Here is a 15380-nt window from a genome sequence, read left to right as displayed (position 1 = left end):
AACCGAAGACTTTTCTTCCGGATTTCAGAATGCAAACAAAACCATTTACAGTTCGTTTTAAAACGTTAATCTTCTTTCATCCAAAAAAGCGAAACGACCAAGGAACACAATGTTTCGTTTGCCCGCACAGTGTTTTACCCGACCGAAAGATCCAAAAAACCTTACAAAACGCTTTTTATGGTTCGTATTTCGGACATATTCCGCTCTTATTTCGTTTTCTCATTAATAACATTATGCGCAATACCCTCATAACTCTCGCAATCCTTTATCTTTTAGTATCTTCGATTCTTATCGCTTCCCCCGTGAACGATTTTCTCAACCCCGAGAAGAAGAGAAAACCGACTACTTCGTCTCCCAAAAAAGATACGGAACAAAAACCTTCGTACACTCCCGAAGATTTCTCGCAAAAAACCGTTTCTAAAAAAAATCAAAAAGAAAAAACGGAATCCGCTAACGTAGATTCCGACACTGCTCAGTCCGAAGATAAAGTTTCCCGTAAAAAATTTGCAGTTAAAAACCCAAAAGAATTCGATTCAAAACGAGAAAATTTCGGCGTTTCTAAGAATTCCAAAAAGAAAGCATACGAAGACGCGCTTCCAACCGTTAAAGAAGATACTCCACCTACTCCCAGTTATACGATTCAGGGAGTCGAATCCGTTTCTGGAGGTGGGATTCCCGTTCTTTGTTATCACCACTTAGCATCCGAAGGCGGACCGATGGGAGGTTATAATCTTCACCCGAATCTTTTGGAGGAACAATTTAAGTTTTTGAAAGCTACGGGCTACAACACGGTTCGCCTGGATCAATTCTACGCGTATATCAACGGTAAAAAACCCTCCGACTTTCCGGATAAACCGATTTTACTGACATTCGACGACGGCTCCAAAACACATTTGGAAGTTTTAGTTCCTCTTTTAAAAAAATACGGTTTCACCGCTTCTATCTTTATCTATCCTTCGATCATCTCTTCACGAAAGAAATATTACATGACCTGGGAGGAGTTAAAAAAGGCTTTGGACAGTGGAGTTTTGGATCTAGGCTCTCATACTTTATACCATCCGAAACTTCCGATGATGAGCCGCGCGTTAATTCGAAAACAACTCGCGGAATCCAAACAAATCTTAGAAACAAAAACAGGTAGAAAGGTAATTGATCTCGCCTATCCCTTCGGTCTTTTCGATCCGAGAGTAATCGAGGAAGCGAAAGCAATCGGCTACAGAATGGCGTTTACGGTCAACCCAGGTAAAAATCTTCCGGGAACTCCCATTTATAACATACACAGATCCTTGGTTCCTTGGGGACAATCTCAGTCGGCGTTCAATTCCATTCTTACGATGGCTCCTCCTCCGAAGATCTCCATTTCTATCCAAGACGGATCTTGGGTAAAAACGGGCCAAGAATTTAAGATTCACCTCGAAGGTGTTCAACCCGAGTCGGTTAGCATTAAAATCAAAAGTAAGAACGTACTCTTAGAAAATCAATCCCCAGATTATACGGTAAAGATCCCAAGTTTCGCAAAAAAATCCACATTTCTTCCTTTGATGGTGCAAGCTAAAACGAAGGACGGCAAACAAATCCAATATCAGTATCTTTTTATCAATCAAAAGGAATTTCAAAAACATCCGGACGGTGATTTTTAAATTCCCGGTTGAACTTACATCATGATCTTTGAAAATATTAGAGTATGAATTTCAAAGATCATTTTTCTTCTCATTCCTCTTCTTACTCCGAGTTCAGACCAGGCTATCCGCTTGAATTTTTTTCATATCTCAAAAGCCTTGTTCCAAACGCAAAAATTGTCTGGGATTGCGGAACCGGAACGGGTCAAGCCGCGGTTTCTCTTGCGGCAACTTTTGAAAAAGTGATCGCTACAGATCCGAGCACAAATCAAATCTCAAACGCCGAACTTCGTAAAAACGTCGAATACAGAATCTGCAAGGCGGAAGATTCTACATTAGAAAATCATGAAGCGGATTTGATCACAGTGGCTCAAGCATTTCACTGGTTCAATTTCGAACCGTTTTACAAGGAAGCGATCCGAGTTGGAAGGGAAAACGGAATTCTTGCGATTTGGGGTTACGGTCTGCATAGAATCTCCCCCGAAATCGACAATATCGTGGACAAACTTTATAGAGTAATCGTTGGTTCGTACTGGCCACCGGAAAGAAAATACGTGGAAGAAAAATACAAAACGATCCCCTTTCCTTTCGAAGAGATTATCCCTCCTCCGTTCAGCATGAAGGAAGAATGGACCGTAGATCAAATATTAGGTTACCTCAGGACCTGGTCCAGCGTCCAGAAATATATTCAAAAAAATGAATCCGATCCGGTTCTTTTAGTCGAGGCGGAAATCCGAAATTTTTGGGGCAAAGCCCAAACAAAAATCGTGGAATGGCCACTCTTCTTTAAAATCGGGAAACTTCCAGCTTGATTCCATTTTTTTTATATTCTTCAGTGGAATCTTTTTTTAGGAATCGATTCCATTTCTCATTTATGAGTTCTAGTATACACTCCGTCCCAAGTCCTTTCCGGAGGATTCAATTTGTATTCTTCACAACGATCTATGAGAAGAACCGCCGCCTTATCCTTGCTCCCCCTGGTGATCTGAGAACTTTCGAGTAGTTCCTGCGCTAAAGACCATTCCCGATTGAGATACGCCTCGAAACCTTTGGAGAATTCTAACACGGAAGCTTCCACTCTTTCGGGCACGTTATCCTGTCTTCCGATAAGTTCGTAGAGAAGTACGGGTTCGTTTTTTCCTTTGACCCGGACAACATCCAGAAGTCTTGTAAAAAATTCGTCCTTGATCTCGTGTTGAACGTGCTCACTCACAAGAATATTAACTCCGTAATCTTTACCGGCAGCTTCAAGTCGCGCGGCAAGATTCACCGTATCACCCATCATCGTATACGCAGAAATGGAATCGGTTCCCATAAATCCAACTTTCGCAAGACCCGTGTTGAGCCCGATTCGAATCTGCATCTCTTGCGCTTCCGGAATATAGGCTTTTTTTCCTTTCCATTCCTGCCTGAGTTTTTCGAGAGTTTCTATCATTTCGACCGAGGCCCGCGCCGCCTTGAGGCAATGTTTGTCCACTTCCACGGGCGCATTGAAAATTCCCACAATGGCGTCCCCGATGTATTTATCTAAAACTCCCTCGTGTTTTTTCAGGATCAACGTCATCGCCGAAAGATATTCGTTTAACAAAGACGCTAATTCCACAGAGGTTAACTTTTCGCTAATATTCGAAAAATTTGCTACGTCGGAAAAGAACGCGGTGATTCTTTTTTCACTTCCCCGTTTAAGTGCCGTCAGATCCACCATAGCTTCTCTGACAACGACCGGATCGATCATAGTCCCGAGAATATTTTTGATTTTCTCTCTTTCCTTCAAACCGGTCACCATGGAGTTCAGAGCTACGGTAAGGGTTCCAAATTCGTCCTTGCCGCCACGTTCAAATCGGACTTCCAGATTTCCTTGACCGACCTCCTTAGCATGAAGGATGATTCGTTTGATCTTTTGAACCACAAAACCGGAAATTAAAATCGCAAAAACGAGCGCCACGACACAAATCAACAAGGCGGTTGCGATTGTGGAATTTTTATTCTTTTGAATTATCTCTAGACCTTCGGTACGGTCCACGATCGTTCTTGAAATTCCGGAAAGGTTTGCGGATAAAATCGCGGAACTGACCCCTTCTCCTGATTCGGAAAAAAGAGGTTTGGAATCCAAGTTCCAAAGAATCTCTTCGGCTTCTCCTCTTGAATTCGCTAGGATTCCGTGAGAAATCAATTTTTTCAGTTGAGGGGTCGGGGTTTCGCTTTTACCCGAATAAATCCATTCTCGAATCGCTTTCCATCTTTGTTTGGATAAATTCTGTTCCGAAGGATACTTTAGATAATCGGAATAGTTTCCGGAATTCTGGCTAAATCGTAACACGATCAGATCTTCTAATCCCGCATTCCTAAGTGCGCCTAACGCATCGATAAGAATATCGGTCTCGCTTTGAATCGGAAAGAAAACTTCCGATTTGACCGGATGTTTTTGTTTTCCCGTTTTAAGTTTCTGCGTTGTTTCCACAAAATCTTTTTTATCTTCCGAGTATTGGTTTCGAAACGCTTCAAACCCGGTTTCCCTTTCATCGATCAGTTTGGAATAACGAACGTAAAGATCGTTGAAAGTTTTGTCCTTGAAAGGAGGAATCGGAGGTTTTTTCCCTTTCAATTCCTGAATTCTTTTTCTCAAAGAAGGCACCAAATCTCGAATCTGCGTAGCAATATTTGCATCCTGTTGCAGATAATGTTTCGCAAAATCCGGTAGTTCTCCCTTAAGTCGATCAGCTCGTTCGGTAGAGCTTTGATTTCTAAAGATCGGGGAATACAAGGTTTGTAATTCCATCTTACCAATTGTGTACGAATTTTGATTCGTATCCTGTGAGAAATCCAAAGAAAGAATTTTCGCAATGGAAGCCTTTAGGTTCACATCGATATCTTGCATAAAAATGTTCGAATTGATCGGAACATCCGGTTTAAAAATTTTCGTATCGAAGGAAGGATTCAAATTTTCTTTAATCTGATGGGAGATCACAGGAAAAGTCTGAATTCTATACTGGGACATGTTGAGTCCAAGCTCCTCAATTTTCCGATGTTGTTTCGGAAGTGCGAGCTCAAGAACGGAATGATCCAGATGATTTCTGGCTTTTTCGATTCCCTTTTTCAGATTATCCATTCCGTTCTCAAGATTCTGTTCTTCTTTTTCGGAAGCTTTTCCCTGAGAACGCAACTCGTCCCATTTTTGTTTTTGTTCGTTTAGATCCGCTTCCAATACCGCGACCTGATGCGCCATATTTTTGAGTTTGGAAAACATCGCGTCTGAAATTGCAAGACCGCTTGGATCTTTGAGTAGAAATTTGGTATTTTTTTCGAGCTCGTCGATGTCGGCTTTGGAAAGATAAACAGAATAGTACGTATCCTTAATGGACGACTTACGTTCCTTTCCTAGAACCCCGAAAAGTTTCGTTTTAAATCCGAAAAGGCTGACTTCTTTCGTTTCCTGGGTGACTACTTTCGTTCTATATTTGCGTAACGCTTGACTTTGACGTTTGACCCTTTCCCGAAAAGATTCCACTCGAATCAAACTACTGGAAAGATTCTCCAACTCGAGCACTAAACCGGAAATATAATGTCTGGAGATCGCCGCTTCTTTTTCGTAACTTCGGGTGAGAATTTCGGTCTGCTGATGAACGTCTATCGCAGAAAGGATCATAACCGTAAATGCGATCAAAGTTCCCGTAAAAAGAGCAAGTTTAGCTCGAATTCCGAGGTAAAAAAGATTCTTAAAGTCGACGAGAAATTTGAATTTCTTTTTTATCTTTTCAAGGAAAGGTTTGATTTTTAATTTTCCCAATTGAATTTGATCTGTAATCACTTACGGCATCCTTGTTGTCGATACAACGTTCCCGGCATTCTGAAATATCAGACTTGCGAGTCACAAAATTGATCTTTTAGTATAATGAATTTTCCAAGAACGGTAAATTCGATTTTTTAGATAAGAATCCATCGAGGTTCAAAAAGTTTTTCGACCGAATGAAAGATTTTCATCAATTTTTTCTTCTACAAGATTGATACCGCTTTCAAAATCCAAATGAAAGACTCAGAGAACTCTTTCACATTCCAGGGCGCAAGTAATGATCAAGCGAACCATTCCAAAAATTTTCACCGATTATACAACGTATCGGGACTTGAATAAAAATTCTTTTCAAGTGTAACCGTTTTCTTACAAACTCGAAGAAACACTTGAAATTTCCGGGAGCACCTTATTGTCTATTTCTCACTCTTCCAAAAAGAAACTCCTTTTGTATTGCCTTCGCATAATTGTAGCGTTCATACTTTTACAAACTCTCTTTTATAAGTTCACTGGAGCTTCGGAGTCAGTCGCGATTTTTTCCAAACTAGGAGTGGAACCTTGGGGGAGAATCGGAACCGGAATTTTAGAACTTGCCGCTTCGATTCTTTTGTTTCTACCGGGTTGGAATTGGCTTGGTTCCTTTCTCGGACTCGGACTTATGTCCGGTGCCATTTTTTCTCATGTATTCGTGATCGGAATCGAACAGGAAAACGACGGTGGATTATTATTCTTATTGGCCTTAGGGAATGCGATCATTTGTAGCCTGCTTCTTTGGTTGGAAAAAGACACTCTAATGGCCGTTCTACGGAAACGTTTTTAAAAATAAGCTTTCCTATAATTTCAAATTCGCTAGACTTTCAAAAAGACGGAGGATTTTATGGGAGAAGAACAGGCAAAAATTCACGCGTTGAATAAAATCGTCTCCATCATTGACGAAAAAGCTTCCATTTATAGAAACGAAAGAAAGTCCATGCCTTCCGCACGCGCAATCTCCGAAAAAAAGTTAATTCTCGAGTTGATAGACGACGGTATGAAACTGGCTAAAACGATTCAACCGAAACCGGCGGATCTGATCCGAGATCTGGAAACACTCAACAAACAATTTATGAATTTATGATTCATTTCCAAACGTTTTCCCCAAAATTACTACCCGGACGTATAAAAAGAATACTGTAATAAGTTTGTTTCAAAAGTTAGAATATTAGATCTTTTTTAAAAAAGCCAACAATTCTGGATTCGGCGCAATTTTGTGAGGACTTCTATATCTCTGCAAAAATCGCTCGTTAATTCTTGGTACCATTTTCATACGTCCGAGTAGTAAAAAACAAATTCGAAAGGATAAAATTCGAGTCCGTTTTGACTTGAAGCCTGTTTCAAAACCTGAAAATGTAGGAACTCTTACGCTTTTTAAACTACGAAAAAATTACTCAAAAAGCCCAATAAGCATCAAAGACAAAATCTGTAGGAGCTCTTACAAATTTCCTTTGAGGTTTTGAAACAGGTTCCAAAACAACTCACCCGATCGAAGAAACGCAAGCGTTCGCGGATCGAATCCCGTCCATTGCGGCAGATACGATTCCTCCCGCATAGCCCGCACCTTCTCCACAAGGATAAAGACCTTGAATTCGAATATGTTGTAAAGTATTTGAATCCCTAGGAATACAAACGGGAGAAGATGTCCTCGTCTCCGGAGCGTGAACGACCGCCTCATTTGTAAGATACCCTTTCATAGTACGATCAAATTCCTGAAAACCTTTTTGCAAGGATTGATAAACGAAATCCGGAAGAATTTCCTGCAACGCAACGGATGTAATTCCCGGAGCATAGGAAGTTTTCGGAAGATCCGAAGATACCTTTCCTTGTACAAAGTCTACGAGCTTTTGCGCGGGAGCCTTTTGTGTACGACCTCCCGCAATCCAAGCCTTTTGTTCGATCTCTTTTTGAAACTCCATCGCAGCGAGAGGACCGTATTTGGAGAAAGGTTTAAAATCTTCCATCTTCAATTCGACTACGATTCCGGAATTTGCGGAAGGCCTTGCTCTTTTCGACGAAGACCAACCGTTCGTGACAATCTCTTCCGGTTTTGTGGCACAGGCCGCGATTACCCCTCCTGGGCACATACAAAAAGAATATACACCCCTCCCATTCACTTGCTTTACGATACTGTAAGGAGAAGGCGGAAGATAAGGATTTCGAATCTCACAATTGTATTGAATGGAATCGATCAGAGACTGACGATGTTCCACTCGAACGCCGACGGCAATCGGCTTGAGTTTTAGTTCGATTCCTTTCCGGTACAATAACTCGAAGATGTCTCTCGCCGAATGTCCCGTGGCAAGAATTACATTTTTTGAATGGAATTTATCTCCGTCTTTGGTAAGCACACCTTGAATTTGATTTCCGTTTAACAGAAAGTCGATTACTCTCTTTTCAAAGTGGACCTCTCCGCCCATCTCCACGATTTTTTCTCGAATACTTTTTACGATTTTGGGAAGTTTGTTGGTTCCGATATGAGGGTGCGCTTCCACCAGAATATCTTTGTTTGCGCCGAAACCTACGAGTAACTCCAGAATCCGACGAACGTTCCCTCTTTTCTTGGATCTCGTATAGAGCTTACCGTCCGAGTAAGTTCCAGCTCCGCCTTCTCCAAAACAATAATTTGAATCTTCGTTTACGTTATGATGAACGTTTACTTCTTTCAGATCAAAAGGACGTCTCATTACGTCCTTTCCTCTTTCCAAAAGAATCGGTTTGAAACCAGATAAGATCAATTGAAGAGAAGCAAAAAGTCCAGCAGGTCCGGCGCCAATTACGATCACTTCTTTCGAATGAGATACATTTGGAAAATCCGGAAGAATGATCGGCTTTTCGACAAAGTCTTCTCGAATAAAAACCAAAACTTTTAAATTAAAATAAACGGTCCTTTGTCTTGCATCTATGGAACGACTCAATATTTCAATATGATGAATCTCTTGTATGTTTATCTTTAGAGTTTTAGAAATATGCGCCTTGAGCACCTCTTCCCGTTCCGCGACTTCCGGAACGACGCGAAACTGAAGTTCTTGTATCATAAATATACTTGTTTTCGAGGAAAGGGCGAAAGAACAATCTCAATTTATCGATCTAAAACTAAGTTAGACTAGAAAAACAAAGTGAAACGTCGAATCCTCGTGTTTCTTCAGAAAGAAACACTTAATATTTCACTACTCGTCTTTATATAATAGAGCGTCCAAAATTCTGCGTCTAAACGTGGGATTTGTGCTCAAATCAACGGTATTCTATTTTATAGGGATTGGTAAAAGTCTGTCCCAAAGCCTGAAGAGAAATCAGTTACAATCATTCAATAAGTTCGTAACAAATCATCGGACCCGACGGACGTTTTTTAAAATTTTAGATCACTTCGGACTTTGACTTAAACCCTGATTCAATATTGTTAAACCCTATCATTTCAATATGTATCCTACTTGGACTTTAAGAAAAAAGCTGCTTTCGCCCAATCTTTTCTCAGATATTCGAAAATTTTATCCTTGTTCAACCGAGCATCCTGTTTCCCGAGTTCATAGGCTCTCCTCACTCCGTTCGGATCGGTATAATCGAAGGAAGTAATTGGCAAAGGTTCGGAAGGAGTTTGCAAATAACATCTTTCTAAAAGTTTAGGATCTTTTCCGACAATCGTAGTCGGTTCATAATAAACTCCGATCGTCTTTTTATCCGGAGGAAACACTTCCAAAAGAAGATTGTTGGTAAGTCCTCCATCGAAATAATATTCGTTTCCGTGACTCTGAACGGAAACGACGGGAGGAACCGAAGAAGAATTGAGAATAATCTGTTCCACTGTTTTTTCATCATCGAAATCCTTTTCCGTAAATAAAACTTCTCTCATATTCCATTTTCTGAGTATTCTTTGCATTCTTCCCGTATTCAAACCGCGCTTTTTATCTCTTTCGTCCTCGAGAAACGCTTTTGCGGTTTCCGTAATCAATCTTGCAAGTCTGAATTTATTCCTTAAAGAATCCTCTTTAGGAATCGCTTTCAAAGTATGAATAAACACCTTGATTCCGGATTTGACGATTTTCTGAAAATCCATCCCGAAGCGGATCGTCCTTCGATACATCTCTTCGTGCGGGAATACACGTTCCCCTTTAAAAAGACGACCGAGATAGAAATTAGCCGGATTTTTTCGGACTATGTTTTCGAAAAAGGAGACACATTCTTCTTCGTCCCCACAGATCAAACAAAGAACCATCGCGGCTCCCGCCGACACTCCGGAAACTTCCCTGAATTTCAATCCCCAAGATTTCATCTCGTGACCAAAACCCAATCCGTAAAACGCTTTACATCCCCCTCCCGCAATCGCAAAACAAATCTCTTCCTCAAACCAAAGACCTTGAAACACTCCGCCGAATCTCTTTTGAATCTCTTGTTTTTTTTCCAATGCGATGGAATCGTCTAAAATAGGAGCCATTTACCTCTCCAAATTCGTATTTTGCCATCTTCAAACAACGCCCGCTTGAATGGAAAGAAATTATTTATCTACCGATTTGCCATTTGCGTTTTTGTTTTTTCGAAAAAATTTCAAACAGTATCTGGATTTTTATCTTTGTAGGTTGTCGCTATTCTATTTCAATCCGTAACCGCGACGTTCCATCAAATCGCCCAACAACAACGCAAACCAACTCGATACCAATCCGGGAATCGAAGCCGGAATTTCCAAAGAAAGTATATTACAAAAAAGCCATACGCAAAATCCGACGACCATGGAAAGTACCGCGCCGGTTGAAGTCGAGTTCTTTCGAAAAAGACCCGCTACAAGCGGAACGAATAAGGAAACAAGACTCAAAGCGGAAGCCTGAGACACAAGCTCATAAATATTACTTTTTGTATTTGCCATAGAAAGAGAAATTAATGCAATTGCTACGACTGAAATTCTCAATACCCGAAGCAGAGTTTTCTCATCCGGTTTTTTGAGGAAGGGACGAACCAAATTCTCGCCTAAAACAGAAGCAGAAGCAAGTATCGCTCCGCTTGCCGTACTCATTACCGCGGACAACAAGGCCCCGAAAAACAGGATCTGTGTAAAAAGCCCCGTGTGTGCGAGCACCGTTTTCGGAAGAATCATCTGCGCGTCTTCTCTCGCTATCTCCGGATATATCTTTCTCGCGCAAAGAACTGCCAGCAACGGCAGAAACGCCACACTCAAGTAAAAGAAAGATCCTAATAAGGAAGAATAAACAGCGACTCTTTCCGATTTGGAAGCCATCACTCTTTGAAAGATATCCTGTTGCGGAATCGACCCGAGTCCGATCGTCATCCAAGCGGCGACGTACATAAGAATACTTTTGGAATTCATCTCCGGAAAGAATCGAAAAAAACCCGGCTTTGCGGATAAAAGCACTACATCAATGCCGCCCGCTTTTGAACTTAAATCCCAAACTAGATAAGCAAGTCCTAATACGATCAGAATCGTCTGTAAAAAATCGGTAAAAGAAATCGCCCACATTCCTCCGATTACCGTGTAGACTAAAACGACTCCCGCACCCGCAAAAATTCCGATCGATACGGGAAGATCCGCCAAAGAATGAAGAATAATTCCCAACGCAACAAACTGAGCGGCAATCCACCCAAAATAAGACGGAATCATAAAAACGCTCGATAGGATCTCCGCTTTTCTTCCAAATCGGTTTTTATAAAAATCCCCGAAAGTAAGAATGTTCATTCGGTAAAGCGGCTTTGCAAAGAAAATCCCTACAAGAAACAGACAAAGCGCCGCTCCGAATGGATCCTCGATAACTCCCAAAATTCCATCCTCGACAAAACGGGAAGACGCGCCGAGCAATGTCTCCGAGCCGAACCAGGTCGCAAACAATGCCGAAGACGCAAGGAACAAAGGCAATCTTCTGCCCGCAAGAACGTAGTCTTTTGAATCGCTTACAAACCGAGAGGCCACGACTCCAATGAATATTGTCGTAAGCAAATAAAGAATGACAGATACACCAAGCAATGGATTTCCTTTGTTATCCCTTTCTTATTTTTCTTCTAGAAAGGCAATCAATTCTTGGTCTTTCGACTTCGGTTTAAAATTGTGAATCGAATACGTTATTTTTCTTCACTTTCGGTTTTTCCTTGTTCTCGCTCATATCCTGTGCTTCGAATCGCTCTACGTTCGGTTTAGGTCGATCCGGCACGGGAGAACTGTTCGGTTTTACCGCTTCCTTTCCGTCTTGATTTTCTTTCGGAACCGTCTTCACTTCACTCTTTTTTTCTTCGACGTCCTTATCTTGGCAAGAAGGACAATATACTTCCACGGTCCTCGTGGTATAAAAAGGTCCCGCAAAAAAATGAATCAGGGTATCCGGGATCGTACGAACCATCTTCACTTCTCCGGGCAGATCCTGACAAGAAGCCTCCTCACTGTCCGATAGAGAATAAATCCCGAAAAACGTATTCGCCTGTTTGTTTCTTTTTTCCGGAGGCGGAGGCGCGTGGATCGACGACAAAGGTTTGGAGTTTTCCTTATGAACGATCACCGTAGAATGACACTCTACACAAAAACAAATCGTTAGACACAAACCTAAAATTCTGATTAAGGATAACATTCTACCTCCAAGGTCTGGGGAGAATAGATCGTAAGAGTCAATTGTTCCCAAAGCGCGTCCCAAAAAGAAGTGAACTGATGCGCCGATCTTGGTCCTCCTTCCGGACAGTATTTCGTTACGTCCACTATCTGTTCCGTAGGCAACAATCCGAAAAAATAATACCTCTGGTGAATCGTATGGATTTTTCCGGCTTCTTCCTTTCTTATCCTTTTCTCCTCCATCATCCGTTTACATTCGCTCGAATTCTGATAACCCTGACAGGCCCGAGGAAGATTCTGAGGAAATCGAACCCATGCGTGTCTGCATTCTCCCAAAAAAAGAACGAACAAAACGCATACTAATAATTTATAACTTTTTGTTTTTAGAATATTCTTCATTTTGAATTTTCCTTTTCCTTTCCCTTTAGTTCTGCTGACGATACGTCCTAACTGGAACTCCGCTTTTCCCCGCGATCTGACTCCAAGATGCGGAAGACGATCCGGGATTGGCTACGTTAGTTCTGTAAATTCTAATTCCGTTCGGATTATCGTACCCGATGTAAAGATAAGACCCGTTTTTCATCACCATCGTGATCGTACGGTTGGTCGAGTCTCCCATGTTTGTGATTCCGGTTCCATCATCACCCATCACGGACCAATCGGCCGCGTCGCATTCGCTTGTGTTTCCGGAAATTGTAGGACACATTTCCAGAGTTGCGCTCTTCGGTTCGTAGTTGTTCCGTCCGTACATCCGGCAACGGTTCCCGCGCTCGTTCTGATTCCGATTGCCTGAGAACTTTGAACGCAAACAGTTCTCGTTACATAAAGGTTATTGTTGAATTCGGCGAATTGTGCAAAAGCTTTGTCCCCAGGAATCAAGTTGTAAAATTGATTCAACTCTAAAGAGAACCAGTTGTTCGTCGGACTGTTATGCCATTTCGTATTGGTTCTTGGTCCGATCTCCACCCAATTCGAGCAAGAATCAGGACCCGTGCAAGCCACCGTAGGATCGGCCGTGGTAGAACGTATGATAGATCCGTTATGCCCTACCGCGTGTAATCCCCCGTTTGCGGCGTAGATACGATTTTTGAATACGAACATAGAATCGACTCCGATATAATACCCCCAGTTCGGATGTGCATTATTATTGATTCCTAATAAACCCGTGGACGGTCCTCCGAAGTAAGGAAGGAAATCGATCCGGATTCTTTTACCTTTGGTTCCGTCGAACGCATCACAGTTGGAACCGGGAGTACAGAATCCAGTTCCGGAATTGTTCGGTCCTGGATAAATCTTAGAATTGAAGTCCATAAGATATCCGAACGTGGACGAATTCGGATCTATGGAAATCGGTCCATCTGCAAAGTTTACGGGAGAAGTTCCACATCCTAGGAAGGAAGCCCTGTCTCTCGGAGAAGATTGAAGATTCTCTGTATCCAAAGAATTTCGAATTGATCCCCAACTTGCGTTGTCGAATCCATCCCCGTCCACGGAATCCGCGGCAATGATAGTATATTGTGTGCCCGTTTGCACAAGATTGTGTACGACACAGACTTTTGCGGAATCGGCTGTCGCTCCGTTACAAACAATTCCATCCAGCATCTTAGCGCTGTTGATCGTTCCCAGATCGCTTGCACCGACAATTTTGTAACGGCTTGCACATTCCGTAGAACCTGAAATGTTATTTCCGGATTTAGGGGCCTTGGAGAAATTCAGGATCACAGAGTTGGAATTTGTGCAGGAAGCGGAAACGATTTTGATCTGTTCCTGTCCTAAGAAGTCACCATCGTTCGCACAACCCAAATTGTTCGGACTAGTGGAAAGATCTTGTACCCCCGACTTATTCACTAGAATCGTATAAGGCACGTTAGACGTTTTAGAAGACCCGAGCGTTAAAACGAATACGGATCCGCTTCCGCTCACAACTGACGTAAGAACCAATTTGTAATTGGCCGCAGTTTTAGCCTGAATTTCATTTATGTTTTCCGAATATGTGATTCTCACCGTAGCAGGAGTCAAAGCCACTACGTTCGTAACCATCGGAGCAACCGTATCTAAGAAGATCACGGACAAAGAAGTATTTCCGCTGATGCTTCCGAGAGATTCATCCCTTTGAACTGAGATAGAGTCAACAACTTGAGAATGCTTGAATCCGCAGAGGACCAAGCTCCTTCCGAAGAAATATCCCGATGAGTATTGCCTTTATAGATTAGTATGGTTCTTGGATGTAAGACAGCTCGAAGTGTGAGATTCTTGATTCGACGGAGTCAAGAAGGCCGGTGGCAGATTGATCGCTTCTGATGAACTCAATCTCACTCCCTACGGGTCGTTCGATAGGGCTTAGACCCCGGTCCATAGATAAATCTAAATCGGCCACCGCAAACCAAAGTGTGGCGGCTTAACAAAGTCGACCGCGAAGGAAACTCAACATCTCACTCCCTGAATTGCGCCCCTTAGGAAGCAATTCACAGTATTCAAGTAAAGTTTAATGGAACTCAGCAAACACCTTCCTATGGGTCGATGTTTAGGTCGTTCGATGGGAGTGCTGGTTTATCACCGGACTTTGTTAAGCCCTTCCGTCTCTGTCATTTTAGGAGAAAAGCAATGAAAAGTCAAGATGGCAAATATGTAGGAATTGATTGTGGAAAGAAAACTTTAGAGGTTGTTCGAATCAATTCGGAGAACTCGCTCGAACGTCGACAATTTAGTACAACAAAAAGTGGTATTAACAATTTACTAAAATGGTTAACCTTGAATGATATAGTCGGATTAGAAGCTGGCTCTCAATCTTTTAGAATCGCAAAATCAATATTAAACAAAGGGATTCAAGTAATTGTCCTGAATCCCGGAGACTTAGCAACGATCTATCAATCCTTAAAAAAGACCGATAAAGAAGACAGTTTAAAAATAGCCAGGCTCATTCAACGTTTTCCAATAGAAGAGTTACCGGTTGTTCCAATTCCAACTGACGAAGAGGAAGACAATCGAAGACTTTGCACGGAGCATGAGAACTGGACAAGACAACTAACGCAAGGCAAAAATCGACTTCATAGTTTATTCACTCAAGCTGGTTTGACTGAAATTACCAAAAAGCATTTGCGAATAAAAGCATCCAGAGAAGCTTCCGTAACTCTACTTCCTGATCGATACAAAAGAGAAGCAGAACGAATCTTAAAAGTTTTAGATTTAGTCGAACTAAATCTAAAACTACTGATCTCTACATAATAGAGTGTCTGAAAAAAAATCAGAGTTACGTTCAAACGATCATGTCCATGCCTGGGATCGGTATGATTACTTCTTTGGCGATCATGAGCTATATGGGTGATTGTAAACGATTCTCTTCGGCTAAACAAGCCGCTTACTATGTGGGCTTAGTTCCGAGTGTTGATATTTCGGGAGA

At 41.9% G+C, this 15380-nt stretch carries 10 protein-coding genes and 2 pseudogenes; 5 read left to right on the top strand and 7 right to left on the bottom strand.

All coding sequences use genetic code 11. From position 1 onward, the window contains the following. Positions 1 to 233 precede the first annotated feature (233 nt). Positions 234 to 1640 carry a polysaccharide deacetylase family protein gene (locus tag LEP1GSC062_RS13585; RefSeq protein WP_244265115.1) on the top strand — a complete coding sequence of 469 codons (1407 nt, stop codon included), beginning with the start codon at positions 234 to 236 and terminating at the stop codon, positions 1638 to 1640. Positions 1641 to 1684: 44 nt separating this feature from the next. Next, entirely contained in the window at positions 1685 to 2431 is a 747-nt protein-coding gene (locus LEP1GSC062_RS13580; protein ID WP_010576307.1) for a class I SAM-dependent methyltransferase, read from the top strand. Between the two features lie 56 nt (positions 2432 to 2487). On the opposite strand, the gene LEP1GSC062_RS13575 is transcribed toward LEP1GSC062_RS13580, so the two are convergent. After that, positions 2488 to 5427 (bottom strand): adenylate/guanylate cyclase domain-containing protein, encoded by a 2940-nt coding sequence (locus LEP1GSC062_RS13575; protein WP_010576308.1) that lies wholly within the window; start codon positions 5425 to 5427, stop codon positions 2488 to 2490. Between the two features lie 391 nt (positions 5428 to 5818). Between LEP1GSC062_RS13575 and LEP1GSC062_RS13570 the strand changes: the two genes are divergently transcribed. Together LEP1GSC062_RS13570 and LEP1GSC062_RS13565 are read left to right on the top strand one after the other, a co-directional pair. Beyond that, positions 5819 to 6226: a DoxX family protein gene (locus LEP1GSC062_RS13570; protein ID WP_010576309.1), complete on the top strand. Its 408-nt coding sequence runs from the start codon at positions 5819 to 5821 to the stop codon at positions 6224 to 6226. 57 nt (positions 6227 to 6283) lie between these two features. After that, the gene (locus LEP1GSC062_RS13565) at positions 6284 to 6523 is read left to right on the top strand and encodes a hypothetical protein (protein WP_002630110.1); all 240 of its coding nucleotides are present in this window, start codon (positions 6284 to 6286) and stop codon (positions 6521 to 6523) included. 397 nt (positions 6524 to 6920) lie between these two features. Here the strand turns inward: LEP1GSC062_RS13565 and LEP1GSC062_RS13560 are convergent, their stop codons facing one another. From LEP1GSC062_RS13560 to LEP1GSC062_RS13535, 6 genes and pseudogenes are all read right to left on the bottom strand, one after another. Continuing rightward, entirely contained in the window at positions 6921 to 8477 is a 1557-nt protein-coding gene (locus tag LEP1GSC062_RS13560; RefSeq protein WP_010576310.1) for an NAD(P)/FAD-dependent oxidoreductase, read from the bottom strand. 389 nt (positions 8478 to 8866) lie between these two features. Beyond that, on the bottom strand, positions 8867 to 9871 hold the full coding sequence (locus tag LEP1GSC062_RS13555; RefSeq protein ID WP_010576311.1) for a patatin-like phospholipase family protein: 1005 nt from the start codon (positions 9869 to 9871) through the stop codon (positions 8867 to 8869). A 153-nt stretch (positions 9872 to 10024) separates the two neighbouring features. Next, on the bottom strand, positions 10025 to 11407 hold the full coding sequence (locus LEP1GSC062_RS13550) for a high affinity choline transporter 1 (RefSeq protein WP_010576312.1): 1383 nt from the start codon (positions 11405 to 11407) through the stop codon (positions 10025 to 10027). A gap of 73 nt (positions 11408 to 11480) precedes the next feature. Then, the gene (locus LEP1GSC062_RS13545) at positions 11481 to 12002 is read right to left on the bottom strand and encodes an LIC_10461 domain-containing protein (protein ID WP_020984590.1); all 522 of its coding nucleotides are present in this window, start codon (positions 12000 to 12002) and stop codon (positions 11481 to 11483) included. Further along, positions 11990 to 12379 carry a Bor/Iss family lipoprotein gene (locus LEP1GSC062_RS13540; RefSeq protein WP_010576315.1) on the bottom strand — a complete coding sequence of 130 codons (390 nt, stop codon included), beginning with the start codon at positions 12377 to 12379 and terminating at the stop codon, positions 11990 to 11992. The genes LEP1GSC062_RS13545 and LEP1GSC062_RS13540 overlap by 13 nt, the downstream gene beginning before the upstream one ends. Before the next feature lie 25 nt (positions 12380 to 12404). Beyond that, positions 12405 to 14187: pseudogene (locus LEP1GSC062_RS13535) on the bottom strand (hypothetical protein); the annotation flags it as partial. A gap of 397 nt (positions 14188 to 14584) precedes the next feature. Here LEP1GSC062_RS13535 and LEP1GSC062_RS13530 point away from each other — a divergent pair. Beyond that, a pseudogene (locus tag LEP1GSC062_RS13530) lies at positions 14585 to 15380 on the top strand (IS110 family RNA-guided transposase); the annotation flags it as partial.

This window comes from Leptospira alexanderi serovar Manhao 3 str. L 60 (assembly GCF_000243815.2).
Taxonomy (GTDB): domain Bacteria; phylum Spirochaetota; class Leptospiria; order Leptospirales; family Leptospiraceae; genus Leptospira; species Leptospira alexanderi.
This window is presented reverse-complemented; position numbering and strand designations above follow the sequence as displayed.